The sequence below is a fragment of the Amycolatopsis sp. N2S4-7 genome, assembly GCF_058119595.1.
On the sequence record NZ_CP172299.1, the window covers coordinates 8,534,784 to 8,547,593 of the forward strand.

12 protein-coding genes are annotated in these 12,810 nt (G+C 72.1%); 7 read left to right on the forward strand and 5 right to left on the reverse strand.

Annotated elements, in window-relative coordinates; all coding sequences use genetic code 11:
• The first annotated feature begins 54 nt into the window (after positions 1 to 54).
• Complete coding sequence (locus ACH54P_RS40245) at positions 55 to 1,209, forward strand: S8 family peptidase (protein ID WP_489908521.1); 1,155 nt, start codon at positions 55 to 57, stop codon at positions 1,207 to 1,209.
• A 45-nt stretch (positions 1,210 to 1,254) separates the two neighbouring features.
• Here the strand turns inward: ACH54P_RS40245 and ACH54P_RS40250 are convergent, their stop codons facing one another.
• The 5 genes from ACH54P_RS40250 to ACH54P_RS40270 all read right to left on the reverse strand — a co-directional run bounded on the left by ACH54P_RS40250 (position 1,255) and on the right by ACH54P_RS40270 (position 6,120).
• Positions 1,255 to 1,548 (reverse strand): hypothetical protein, encoded by a 294-nt coding sequence (locus tag ACH54P_RS40250; protein WP_489908522.1) that lies wholly within the window; start codon positions 1,546 to 1,548, stop codon positions 1,255 to 1,257.
• Positions 1,549 to 1,901: 353 nt separating this feature from the next.
• Positions 1,902 to 2,489, reverse strand: a complete 588-nt coding sequence (locus tag ACH54P_RS40255; RefSeq protein WP_489908523.1) for a UbiX family flavin prenyltransferase — start codon at positions 2,487 to 2,489, stop codon at positions 1,902 to 1,904.
• A complete protein-coding gene (locus ACH54P_RS40260) occupies positions 2,486 to 3,751 on the reverse strand; it encodes an MFS transporter (protein ID WP_489908524.1) in 1,266 nt (421 codons plus the stop codon). The genes ACH54P_RS40255 and ACH54P_RS40260 overlap by 4 nt, the downstream gene beginning before the upstream one ends.
• Before the next feature lie 68 nt (positions 3,752 to 3,819).
• Positions 3,820 to 5,145: an MFS transporter gene (locus ACH54P_RS40265; protein ID WP_489908525.1), complete on the reverse strand. Its 1,326-nt coding sequence runs from the start codon at positions 5,143 to 5,145 to the stop codon at positions 3,820 to 3,822.
• A 243-nt stretch (positions 5,146 to 5,388) separates the two neighbouring features.
• The gene (locus ACH54P_RS40270; protein ID WP_489908526.1) at positions 5,389 to 6,120 is read right to left on the reverse strand and encodes an IclR family transcriptional regulator; all 732 of its coding nucleotides are present in this window, start codon (positions 6,118 to 6,120) and stop codon (positions 5,389 to 5,391) included.
• 147 nt (positions 6,121 to 6,267) lie between these two features.
• Between ACH54P_RS40270 and ACH54P_RS40275 the strand changes: the two genes are divergently transcribed.
• The 6 genes from ACH54P_RS40275 to ACH54P_RS40300 are packed head-to-tail and all read left to right on the forward strand — an operon-like array spanning position 6,268 to position 12,705.
• Complete coding sequence (locus ACH54P_RS40275; RefSeq protein WP_489908528.1) at positions 6,268 to 6,858, forward strand: SRPBCC family protein; 591 nt, start codon at positions 6,268 to 6,270, stop codon at positions 6,856 to 6,858.
• Entirely contained in the window at positions 6,858 to 7,742 is an 885-nt protein-coding gene (locus ACH54P_RS40280) for an FAD binding domain-containing protein (RefSeq protein ID WP_489908530.1), read from the forward strand. Before ACH54P_RS40275 ends, ACH54P_RS40280 begins: the two co-directional genes overlap by 1 nt.
• Positions 7,699 to 10,023 carry a xanthine dehydrogenase family protein molybdopterin-binding subunit gene (locus tag ACH54P_RS40285; RefSeq protein WP_489908531.1) on the forward strand — a complete coding sequence of 775 codons (2,325 nt, stop codon included), beginning with the start codon at positions 7,699 to 7,701 and terminating at the stop codon, positions 10,021 to 10,023. Before ACH54P_RS40280 ends, ACH54P_RS40285 begins: the two co-directional genes overlap by 44 nt.
• Complete coding sequence (locus ACH54P_RS40290; RefSeq protein ID WP_489908532.1) at positions 10,020 to 10,499, forward strand: (2Fe-2S)-binding protein; 480 nt, start codon at positions 10,020 to 10,022, stop codon at positions 10,497 to 10,499. The genes ACH54P_RS40285 and ACH54P_RS40290 overlap by 4 nt, the downstream gene beginning before the upstream one ends.
• Entirely contained in the window at positions 10,496 to 11,266 is a 771-nt protein-coding gene (locus tag ACH54P_RS40295) for an alpha/beta fold hydrolase (RefSeq protein WP_489908533.1), read from the forward strand. Before ACH54P_RS40290 ends, ACH54P_RS40295 begins: the two co-directional genes overlap by 4 nt.
• Entirely contained in the window at positions 11,263 to 12,705 is a 1,443-nt protein-coding gene (locus ACH54P_RS40300; protein WP_489908535.1) for a UbiD family decarboxylase, read from the forward strand. Before ACH54P_RS40295 ends, ACH54P_RS40300 begins: the two co-directional genes overlap by 4 nt.
• The last annotated feature ends 105 nt before the right edge of the window (positions 12,706 to 12,810 follow it).

Below are 12,810 nucleotides of genomic sequence, written 5' to 3' on the forward strand. Positions count from 1 at the left end.
GAACGGCCATCAGCGACTCCGAAGGGTAGACGCCACCGACGAAAGGTACCGAACATGGCCGCTTCGGACGAACTGTTCCGCTCCACCGTGCCGGGGGAACTCGTGGCCGACCTCGAGCACCTCCACCTGATCACGAAGGAGCTGGACGATCTCGGCATCGCGCACTCGGTGGCCGCTCGCGACACGACGCTCGGCCTCGCGCTGCTCACCGGGTTCGACTCCGCCGACGGGGTACTGAGCAACGTGCTGCACGAGCTTCGACGGCGGTTCGCCGGCCGGTGGGGCGGGTGGGTTCCGGTGCTGGGCACGAACCGCGTCGCCGACCTGATCCGCCCCGCGGGGCCGAAACCGATGGCTGAAGGAGAGCCCGGAGAAGCGGAAGTGAAGACCATCCCGCACGCCGCGGCGGGCGCTTCCCCCGTCCGGGTCGGGGTGGTCGACACCCCCCTGTACTGGCACCAGAGCCTGCCGGATTCGCTCGTCGAGGCCGACGACTGGCTCGGCGAGCCGCCACCCCCGGCCGAGGTTCTCCGGGCGGGCCACGGCACGTTCGTGACGAGCGTGATCCGGGCCGCCGCCCCCGCGGCGCACCTGGTGGTCAACGGCGTGCTGAAGGACGCCGGGTACACCGCGAGCGGCTGGGCGGTCGCGGTCGCGATCGCCGCGCTGGCCCGGCGCGTGGATGTCCTCAACCTGTCGTTCGGCTGCTTCACCGAAGACGGCGAGCCGCCGCTGGTGATCCGCCGGGCGATCGAACGCGTGCCCGCCGGGGTGATGGTCGTCGCGGCGGCCGGCAACCACGGTGACGTGACCGGCCTGGTCCGCGGCCGGACGTCGCGGTCGCCGTGCTGGCCCGCGGCGGAGCCCCGGGTGCTCGCGGTCGGGTCGACCGGCGTCATCGGACAGGAGAAGAGCCGCCCGAACGACCCCACGAGCGCGGAGCTGTCGGAGTTCACCCCGAGGCTGCCGTGGGTCGACTGCACGATCCGCGGCGTCGACATCCACGGCGCCTTCCCGAGCGACTTCCACGACGGCGAGGGGTACACGGGCTGGAAGACGTGGAGCGGAACATCGTTCGCCGCGGCGGCGGTCACGGGCGCGCTCGCGAAGCGGATGGGGGAGCGCGGGGTGTCCGCGGCTGAGGCGCTGGAGCAGCTCGAGTGCGACGGTGTGATCCGGAAGTGCGCGCTGCCGGAGGAAAAAGCGTGACAACCGGCTGGATCACCCCCCGCCGGGGTGATCCAGCCGCTCGGGTCACTGCTGGGTGTCGCACTTGATGCAGCGGTGACCACGCCCGAAGAGCACCACGATCCCCGCGACGACCAGCCCGCCGATCGCCCAGAAGCCGTCCTGCAGGAGACTCGCCGGCTCGGGGATCGCGCCACCCGAGGCCGCCGCGACGATTCCGCTGCCCAGGACCGCCTTCGCGATGCCGCCCAGCGCGATCGCGATCGCGAGGACCGCGGAAAAGACCGACACCGTCGTGACGAAGTACCGCCCGCCACACGCGCGGCACGGCCGCCGCCGGGACACCGTTGCCTGTGCCATGAACTCGCTCCCTCCTCGCCGCGACGGCCGGAACCGGCCGTCGGCAAGGCAGAGCCGCGGATCGTGGTCCTGATACTTCGGGGAGCCCGCCTTGACCGCGTTCGCCAGGACGAGCCGGCAGGTCACGGCGTGGCCCGTGTCAGTTCGCCCCGCCAGGCTGGGGGTGCCGGTCCGATGCGTGCCGGTGCGCGCCGGGTCGTCACGGCGTGGTCCGTGTCAGTTCGCCCCGCCAGGCTGGGGGTGCCGGTCCGATGCGTGCCGGTGCGCGCCGGGTCGTCACGGCGTGGTCCGTGTCAGTTCGCCCCGCCAGGCTGGGGGTGCCGGTCCGATGCGTGCCGGTGCGCGCCGGGTCGTCACGGCGTGGTCCGTGACAGCTGGCCCCGCCAGGCTGGGGGTGCCAGGTCGCGCAGCCCGACGCGTGCCAGTGCGCGCCGGGCCGTGTGGTCGACCAGGTCGTCCACCGACACCGGGTGGGGGTAGAACGCCGGCACCGGCGGGGCGATGATCGCGCCCGCCTCGGCGGCCGCCGTCATCGCCCGGAGGTGGCCCACGTGCAGCGGGGTTTCGCGGACCATCAGCAGCAGCGGGCGGCCCTCCTTGAGGCACACGTCCGCGGCGCGGCTGACCAGGTTGTCGGTGTACGAGTGCGCGATCGCCGCCAGCGTCTTGACCGAGCAGGGAGCGACGAGCATCGCGTCGACCGGGAACGAGCCCGACGCGATGGACGCGCCGATCGCGCCCGGCCGGTGCTGCACGTCGGCGAGTTTTCCCAGCTCCGCCGGGGAAAGCCCGCATTCGTGGCGCAACGTCACCGCACCCGCCTTCGACAGGACGAGGTGCACCTCGGTGTCCGGCCGGGAGGACAGCAGCTCCAGCATCCGCACCCCGTAGCACGCGCCGGTGGCGCCGGTGATCGCGACGACGACCGTCCGGTGCGTCACTCGATCGCCTCGATGCGCCGTCCGGTGCGGTCCGGGGCGAGCAGCGCGAGGACCGCGCCGGCGACCGGGCCGACGATGCCGAGCGCCAGCGCGAGCGGCACCGTGCCCGCGAGCGACAACGCGACGAGCGGGAACAGCCCGGCCCCGAAGCCGCGTCCGGCGTAGTAGCTCAGGTTCGAGCCGCTGGAGCGGACGCGCGTCGGGAAGAACTCGGCCATCCAGATGCCGAGCACGCCGAACCCGCCGCTGCCGCCGGCGCACATCATCAGCGCCCAGAACGTCGGGTACGCCCAGAAGTCCGTGCCGATCTTCGTCGTTCCACTGAGGACCAGGCTCAGCAGCCAGCCGAACCCGATCACCCCGAACAGCGCCGAGACGAAGAACGCCCACTTGCGCCGCAGGGCGTCGGAGAGGATTCCGGTGAGGGGATAGGTGATCGCCGTGACGACCAGTCCCAGCAGGACGATCAGGCTCGCCGTGCCCAGCGGCACCTTCTGCACCTTGATGAGGAACGTGGACAGGTAGGAGATGAGCGAGTTCGTGGTGAGGAACAACGCCGTGGCCAGCGCCATGAACAGCAGCGTGCCGACCGCGTAGCCGCCGCGGAACACGTCGAGCAGCGGCACCTTGGTGCGCCGCAGGTGCGCCGGCACCCGGCCCTCCTTCAGCTCGCGCTGGTAGGTCAGCCACTGCTCGGACTCGGGCAGCAGCACGGCCGCGGCCACGCCGATCACCAGCGTCGTGACGCCGATCAGGACGTACCCCGTGCGCCAGCCGCGGTCCTCGCCGAACTCGACGAGGCAGACGTACACCACGCCCTCGGTCAGGATCTGGCCGACGAAGTACATCGCCTGGATCGAGCCGCCCATCATGCCGCGCTTGCGCGTCTTCCAGCACTCGGCGAACATCGAGAACGACAGCCCGAACAGCCCGCCCATCCCGACGCCGGCGAGCAACCGGGTCAGCAGGAACACGAAGTAGTTCGGGGCGAGCCCGCCGAGCAGCGCGGCGACGCCGAACGCCAGCACGGACCCGGTGTAGGTCCACCGCCTGCCGTAGAGGTCGCCGAGCCAGCCGCACAGGATGCCGCCCGCGATCGAGGCGAACCCCTGCAGCGTGGCGACCTGCACGATCTGGATGGTGCTGACGTGGAAGCTCTCCGCGAGGTAGGACAGCGGGTAGCCGACGAGGTTGAGCTCCGCGCCGTCGAACAGCGTGCCGAGGAACGCGAAGAAGAGGATGCGGGCGGTTTTCGAGCGCACTGGGGTGAGCCCACCGGTTCCGGTGGGCGTCTGCAGGGTCGACAAGGAAGGTTCCCTTTCCCGGGAAGTCAGTCAGGCAGCTTTTGCCCGCGCGTTTCGGGGCAGAACGGGGCGACGACGAGGCCGAGCACGTAGATCATCCCGACGGTGGTCGCGGCGATGCCGTACCCGCCGAGCTTCGAGATGATCGCGCCGGCGGTCAGCGGGCCGAGGAAGGCGACGAACCGCGCGGCGTTGAACACGAACGCCGCTCCGGTGGCCCGCAGGTGGGTGGGGTAGAACTCGGGCAGCCACACCGGCATCCACGTGTACTGGCCCAGCGTGAAGAACCCGTTGACGACGAGCACGACCACGATCAGGCCGAGGCTGTGCGTCCACAGGAACAGCACGGGGGTGAGGACCAGCGAGGCGGCGAAGTACAGCAGGACGGCGGGTTTCCGGCCGGCCCGGTCGGCGATGAACCCGAAGGCGACGTAGCCGGCGATCGCGCCGGCGTTGTAGATCATCCCGGCCCAGCTCGCCCACGCGGTCGCGGAGTGCCCGGAGCCGGCGGCGCGCGAGGCCACGTAGGCGGGGACCCAGGTCGAGATGCCCCACCAGCCGAGGGTGGTGACGAGGGACATCAGCGAGCCGAGGATGGTCAGCCTGCGCAGCTTGGGGTCGACCAGGATCTGGCGCAGGGTCAGGCGGGTGAAGGACTTTTCGCCGGCGGTCAGGTCACCGTCGTCGCGCTGCTTCAGTTCGCGACGCCGTCGGTGCGCGCTGGTCCAGGAGTCGGACTCGGGCACCTTGCGGCGCAGCCACAGCGCGAACACCGCGGGCAGCACGCCGATGAGGAACATGTACCGCCAGGAGTCCGCCCCCAGCGGGGCGATGAAGTACCAGCAGGCCGAGGCGAGGAAGAAGCCGAGCCCCAGCCCGCACTGCATGAGACCGGCGGCCTTGGCCCGCGCGTGCGCGGGCCAGGTCTCGGCCACCAGCGACGTGCCGGTGCCCCATTCCGACCCGAGCGCGAAGCCGGTGATGAACCGCAGGACGAGGAACGACGTCCACGACCAGGAAACCGCGGTGAGCCCGGTGAACGCCGCGTACAGCACCATCGAGGTGAGCAGGGCCTTCCGCCGGCCGAAGTAGTCGGCGAACACGCCGCCGAGGATCCCGCCGAAGCCCCAGCCGAGCAGGGTGACGGCGATCGTGGCGCCGGTCAGGAACGCCACCTGCATGGCCGGTGCGCCGGGCTCGAGTGTCCTCAGGACGAGACTCGCGGTCAGGATGAGCGCGTAGGTCTCGAAGCCGTCGAACAACCAGCCCAGGTTGGCGGCGAGCAGGGAGCGCCACTGGGTCCGGTCCAACGTCTTGGCCCAGGGCTTCCGGGTGAGGGCGACCTCGGACACGGGATCTCCTTTCCGGGCCGCCGTGGGCCGGATCGGGACAGGGCCGCAAGTCCCTTGTCCTGCACTGAGGACATCGAGTCCTGCATGCGGAACCGTAAGCGAGCCGGAGGGCAAGGTCAAGGAACGATCCGGCGTCCGGGGCTTTTTCGGGTACCCGGCCCGCAGCTGCGGCGCGAGCCCGGCAACGCGGGCGTAGGTGCGGATCGGCGGCGGTGATGATCCACAGTGGACCCGCCGCGCGGGTCAGCCGGCGGTCTTCGCCGTACCGCCGGTGCGCTCGGTGATCCGCAACCCGCACTCGCGCAGCAGTGCGCCGTAGTGCTCCACATTGGACTCGTTGAGCTCGGAGGAGAACGCGAGCGAGCAGATCACCATGCAGACGCGGCCCTGCGCGTCGAACACCGGCGCCGCGACACCCGACTGGCCGAGGTCGTACTCCCGGATGCTCTCGGCGTACCCCTTCTCGCGCGTGGCGTCCAAGACCACGCGCAGGGTGCCGGGCCCGGTGACCGTCGCCGGGGTGAACTCCTCGACGCCGAACCGCTCGATCAACCGGTTCACCTCGGCCGGGTCGGACCACGCGTGGAACGCGCGCATGATGGCGGGTGCCGAGAAGGGGAACGTGTCGCCCACCCCGACGGTGATCCGCACGCCCTTGCCGCGGTCCCCCTTCGCCAGGACCGAGTACGTGCCCTGTCCCTGTGGCTGGACGGCGAAGGCGATGAAGCCGATCCGCTGGCTGAGCGCGTCCAGTTCCTGCTGGACGATCTCGGTCATCCAGTCTTCGGAGAGGCGGGCCATCGCGAGCAGCCGCGGGCCGAGCGACCAGCCGTCGCGGCTGGTGGTCCAGCCGGCCCGCTGCAGCGTACCGAGGATGTTGTAGCAGGTGCTGCGGTTGAGCCCCAGTTCCTCGATCAGGACGCCCGAGGCCACCGGTTCCGGCCAGTCCCTCGCGATCCGCTCCAGGAGTCGCACTGCGCTGAGCACCGCTGGTACGTCGCTCGTCATTCTCGCCCCTCGTCGCTCTTCCTTCGCGCACCGTAGCCGAGCCGGTTTCCCTGTCGCCAGGTCCGTGTTAGTGTCCTCTATAGCAGACACTTAGTCCTCTCTGGTGGTCATCTTATGAAGCTCGGATCCTCATTCCTCGTCCCCGCCGGGCACGAACGCGTGTTCGCGCACTTCCTCGATCCCGACTCGATGCGGGTCAGCGTCCCCGGCTGCACGGAGCTGGACCGGGCGGACCCCGCCCACTACCGCGGCCGCCTGGTGAACGAGATCGCCCACGTGCGGTTCAGCGCCGGGTTCTCCGCGGAGATCACCGAACTGCGCGAGCCCGAACTGGTGCGGGCCCTGCTCAAGGGGGAGGACCACAAGCTCGGCAGCTCGATCAAGATCGACGCGCGGCTCGGCGTCCGCCCCGACGGACCCGATTCCTCGAAGGTGGAGTACAGCCTCGACGTCGCGATCTGGGGCCGGATCGGCCGGCTCGGCGAGTCGCTCGTCCGGCGGCGCTCGCAGGAGGTCGAGAAGGAGTTCGTCGCCGCCTTCTCCGAAATCTGCGCCGCCGGCCCGCCCGGCCCGGACAACCCCGGGCTGCGCAGCGTCCTCGACCGCCGCGGCGGCCCCCGGCGCCAGGCACCGGCCGACCCGGCCGAAGCGCCGGTTTCGTGGTGGCGCCGCCTGCTCGCGCGCCTGTTCGGGAAGAAGAGCTGATGCCGGCCTACCACTACCCGGACACGCTCGCCGAAGCCTGCTCGATCATGGACGCCGGGGACGACGCGATGGTCTACGGTGGCGGCACCGCCGTCCAGATCCTGCTCAAGCAGGGCGTGCTGTTCGCCTCCGACCTGGTCGACATCGGCGCGATCCCGGGCCTCGCCGAGATCGCCCGGACCAAGGAGGGCCTGCGCGCCGGCCCCCTGGTCACCTTGCGCCAGATGGAAACCAGCTCCCTGGTGCGGGAGATCGCGCCGCTGGCCGCGGAGGTCTACGGCCGCGTCGCCAACCCCCGCGTCCGCAACACCGCGAGCGTCGGCGGCAACCTCGCGCACGGCGACTACCGCCTCGACCCGCCGACCGCGCTGATGGTGCTCGACGCGCGCGTCGAGCTGACGTCCTCCGGCGGGCAGCGGACCGTGCCCGCGCGGGAGTTCTTCGTCGACTTCCAGCAGACCGCCCTGCGGCCCGGCGAGATCATCACCGCGGTCGAGATCCCGCGGCAGCCCGAAGCCGCGGGCGCGCACTTCGCCAAGCTGTCGAGCCTCGCGGTCAACGACTGGCCGTGCGCGTCCGCCGCCGCGCTGGTGGTGCCCACCGGCCGCGGCCGCCGGCAGATCCGGCTCGGGCTCGGCGCGCTGGCCCACGTGCCCGTGTTCACCCAGTTCGAGCTGCCGGGCGAGACCTCCGCCGACGACGTCGTCGAGGCGGCCAAAGAGGTCGCGCGGCCGCTGATCGACCCCCTCCCCGACGTGCGCGGGGGAAGCGCTTACAAGACGCGGCTCGGCCTGGTGGCCGTCGAAGAAGCCGTGCGATCCTCCTGGAAGGAGCGAGACGATGAGCGGCGAATCCCGTTCTTCGGCCGGCGTCGCCGTCGGTGAGCGGTGGGCCCGCACCGACGGGCGCGCCAAGGTCCGCGGCGAGTTCCGCTACGCGGCGGAGGAGCCGGTCCGGCCCTGCCTCGACGTCGCCGTCCACCGCAGCACTCGGCCGCACGCGCGGATCGTCGCGGTCGACACCACCCGGGCCCTCGCGGCCGACGGCGTCGTCGCCGTCGTGACCGGGGCGGACCTGTTCGCCCTGCTCGGTGAGCGGCTGATGACCGGCCCCGCGTTCTCCGACCAGCCGTGCCTGGCCGTGGACAAGGTCCGGTACGTCGGCGAGCCGGTCGCGGCCGTGCTCGCGCACAGCGTCGCGCAGGCCCGCCAGGCGGCTGAGGAGATCGAGGTCTGCTACGACGAGCTGGACCCGGTGCACGACGTCGACGACGCCATCGCCGGGACCTCCTACGTGCACGAGGAACTCCGGCCGTCGGCGGTGTTCGGTGACCTGAAGCACCTGCGCGGCAAGCGCGACACCAACGTCAACTACGAGTTCAACCTCCGCCGCGGCGACCCCGGCGCGGCCCGCGGGACCACGGTGAGCGCGGAGTTCTGGGCCCCGCCGACCCACCACGTGCCGATCGAGCTGCCGTACGCGGCCGCGTGGCCCGACGGTGACCGGCTGGAACTCGTCGCGACCACCCAGACGCCGTCGTACGTGCGCCAGAGCCTCGCGGACCTGCTCGACCTGCCGCTCAACCGGGTTCGGGTGCGGACCGCGCCCCTCGGCGGCAGCTTCGGCGCCAAGATGTACGACCGGCTGGAGCCGCTGGTCGCGGCGCTGGCCTGGACGCAGCGCAAGCCCGTCCGCATCACCGCCAGCCGCGAAGAGGCGTTCCTGCTCACCACCCGGCACGGCGCGGCCGTCTCCGGCAGCATGACCGCCGACGAGCACGGCACGATCACCGCCGCCACCGCCGACGTCCGGTACGACACCGGCGCCTACGCCGACGTCGGGCCGCGCATCACCGCGAAGTCCGGCATGGTCGCCACCGGACCGTACAAAGTGGACAACGTGCGCGTGCGCTCGCGCTGCGTCTACACGAACAAGCCGTCCGCCGGGCCGTTCCGCGGGTTCGGCGTGCCGCAGGTGACCTGGGCCCACGAGTCCCTTGTGGACGAGCTCGCCCGCGAACGCGGCGAGGACCCGGCCGAGTTCCGGCGGCGCAACCTGCTGCGGGAGGGCGACATCGCCCCGGTCGGCACGCCGATGCACAGCGCGGACTTCGCCGGCTGCCTCGACGCCGTCACCGAGGCCATCGGCTGGTCCGAGCCGCTGCCCCCGGCGGAGGGCCGGTTCGTGCGCGGCCGCGGCGTCGCGGTCGGGATCAAGGCCGTGCTGACCCCGACGATCTCCAACGCCACCGTGCAGCTCAACCAGGACGGCTCGGCGACCGTGCTGATCAGCACCGTCGACATGGGCCAGGGCAGCGACACGATCATGGCGCAGGTCGCCGCCGAGGTGCTGTGCCTCGGCGAGGGCCGGGTGCGGGTCGTCGGCGCCGACACCGACGTCACGCCCTACGACACGATCACCGCGGGCTCCCGGTCGACCTACCACACGGGCAACGCCGTGCGGCTCGCCGCCGAGGCGATGCGCGACAAGCTGACCGGCCTCGCCGCGAAGCACTTCGGCGTCGAGGCGACCGACATCAAGGTCACCGGCGACGGCCTGGTCAGCGCCCAGAGCCAGGCGACCGTCAGCATCCCGGACCTGCTGCTCGCCCACTTCGGGGCGCGGGGCACCACGCTGACGGCGGAGGCGAACTTCACGACGTCGTGGCAGCCGTACGACCACGAGACCGGGCAGTCGCCGCAGGTCACCGAGCACTGGTTCGCCGGCGCGGCGGCCGTCCAGCTGACCGTCGACACCGCGACCGGGCGGGTGCACGTCGAGCACCTGGCGGTCGCCGGGGACGTCGGCCGCGCGATCAACCCGGCGCTTGTCGAGCAGCAGCTTTCCGGCGCGGCGGTCATGGGCCTCGGGCACGCGCTGTTCGACCAGCTCGTGTTCGACGAGGGCCAGATCGTCAACGGCACCCTGCTGGACTACCAGCTGCCGTCCATCAAGGACATACCGGACAAGCTGACGCCGATCGTCATCGAGAGTCCACACCGGACCGGGCCGTTCGGCGCCAAGGGGGTCGGCGAGACCGCGATCATCCCGCTGGCCCCGGCGATCGCCAACGCCGTGCGCGACGCGACCGGCGTCCGGCTGACCGAGCTGCCGCTGACCCCCGAACGGATCCTCACCGCGATCACCGAGCAGGAGCAGTCATGAGGGAGATCCAGCTGACCGTCAACGGACGGCGCCGCCGGCTCGCGGTCGCCGACGACGAGCTGCTGCTCGACGTGCTGCGGCGCGAGTTCGGCGTCACCAGCGCGCGCGAGGGCTGCGGCGTCGGCGCGTGCGGGGCCTGCACGGTCCTGGCGGGCGGACGCAGTGTCTCGAGCTGCCTGACCCGCGCCACGCGCTACGACGACGCGGAGATCACGACGGCCGACGGCCTGCCGGACGGCGACGAAGTGGTCGAGGAGTTCGTCGCGGCCCGTGCGATGCAGTGCGGCTACTGCATTCCCGGGTTCGTCATGATGGCGCACGAGCTGCTGGCCGAGAACCCGCGGCCGACCGACGACGACGTCACCGAGCACCTGGAAGGCAACATCTGCCGCTGCGGCACCTACGGCGAGATCCGCACCGCGATCAAGGCCGCCGCCGCCCGCCGCGAAGCCGGCGAGGGAAGGAAGAGCGCGTGAAGGACCTGCACGTCCGCCGGACCGGCGCGACCGGCCGCCCCGTCGTCCTGCTGCACCCGCTCGCGCTCAGCGGCGCGGTGTGGGACCCCGTGGCCGAGTACCTCGGCGAGCGGCAGCAGGTGCTCGCGCTCGACGCCCGCGGCCACGGCGCGTCCACTTGGGACGGTGCGGACTTCACCGTCGAGGACATGGCCGCCGACGCCGCGGCCGTCATCGAGGACTTCGGCGCCGGCCCGGCGGACGTCATCGGGCTGTCCATGGGCGGCAGCACCGCCCTCGTGCTCGCCGCGGCCCGGCCCGACCTGGTGCACCGGCTCGTGCTCGCCGACGCGACCGCTTGGTACGGCCCGGACAGCGTCGCCGAATGGGCGGAGCGGGCCGAGCGCGCCCTCGGGCTGGATCGTGTCGCCCAGCTCGAGTTCCAGCGGGACCGGTGGTTCGCCGATGCCTTCCGCGCCGCGCGGCCGGACGAGGTGGAGCGCGTGTGCGGGATCTTCACCGCGACGGACTCGAAGGCCCACGCGGCCGCGTGCCGGGCGCTCGGCGCGCTGGACGCCCGCGACCGGCTCGGCGACGTCCGGGCCGGGACCCTCGTCCTGGTCGGCGCCGAGGACTACGCGACCCCGCCCTCGATGGCGCGGGAGCTGGCCGACGGCATCGAAGGCGCGCAGCTGCGGGTGCTCGACCACGCGCGGCACCTGAGCCTGCTGGAACGGCCCGACCTGTGGCCGGTTGTCGCCACCCACTTCGCCGGAGGAGACCTGTGACCGAACCGCTGCTGAGCCTGCGCAGCCACCTCGACGCCGTCGCCGGGTTCGGCGAGCTGCGCACCGTGCGGGGCGCGCACTGGGACCTCGAGCTCGGCGGGATCGCCGAACTCAGCTACCGGATGGACCCGCCGCCGGCGGTGCTGTTCGACGACATCACCGGCTACCCGGCCGGGATGCGCGTGCTCACCGGCAGCACGGGCTCGCCGCGGCGGCTCGGGCGGACGCTGCGGCTGGGCGACGACCTCGACGACGACGGCGTCGTCGACGCGCTGCGTGGGAAGCCGTCGCGCTGGGCGGCGGCCGCGCGGCAGTTCCCCGTGCTCCCGGTCGAGGCCGCACCCCTGCTGGCCAACGAGGTGCCGGGCGAGAAGGTCGACCTGCTCGCGTTCCCGGTGCCGCGCTGGCACGCCCACGACGGCGGGCGGTTCATCGGCACCGGCTGCTTCGTCGTCACCAGCGACCCGGACACCGGCGTGCACAACGGCGGCTGCTACCGGATGGAGGTCGCCGACGAAGGCCGTGGCGTCACCATCGCCGCCGTCCCCGGCAAGCACGGCGCGCAGAACATCCAGCGCTGGTTCGAAAAGGAGGGCCGTGCGCCGGTGACCGTCTCCTTCGGACACGACCCGCTGCTGCTCGTGCTGGGCGGCACGGAGGTGCCGCACGGGATCTCCGAGCTGGAGTACGCCGGCGCGGTGCTGGGCGAGCGGGTGCCGGTCGTCACCGGGCCGGACACCGGGCTGCCGATCCCGGCGGGCAGCGAGCTCGCGATCGAAGGCTGGCTTCGGCCCGGCCACCTGCATGAGGAGGGCCCGTTCGGCGAGTGGACGGGCTACTACTCCGGACGGCGGCGCCCGAACCTGGCGGTCGAGATCACCCGCCTGTACCACCGAGACGACCCGATCATGCTCGGCGCCCCGCCGGGCAAGCCACCGCACGACTACTCGTACATGCGCACGGTGATGAAGTCGGCGATGATCCACGACGAGCTCGTGGCTTCGGGGGTGCCGGGCGTGGTGAAGGCGTGGGCCCACGAGTCGGGCGGCGGACGGCTGTTCATCGCGGTCTCCCTGCGGCAGCGGTACGCCGGGCACGCGCGGCAGGTCGCCTACCTGGCCGCCCAGTGCCCGGCCGCGGCGTACATGAACCGCTACGTCGTGGTGGTCGACGACGACATCGACCCGGCGGACCTGGACCAGGTCATCTGGGCGATGTCCACCCGCAGCGACCCGGCCGGCGACATCGAGGTGATGAAGCGGACGTGGGGCAGCAAGCTGGACCCGCTGTGGGGCGAGGGCGAGCCGCCGTACAACAGCCGCGCGATCATCGACGCCTGCCGCCCCTTCGAGCGCCTCGACACGTTCCCGCGGGTGGCGGAGAGCGAGCCGGAGTTCCTGCGAGAGCTGGCGCGGAAGTGGCGTGACGCCTTGGCGTAGGACGGGTTTCGCCCGTTGCGGTGACCAAGAGGTGGTCTCCCACCTCTTGGTCACCGTCTTCGGCCGTCGATGGGAGGAGCCGTGCCGGTTGCCGCCGCGATCAGC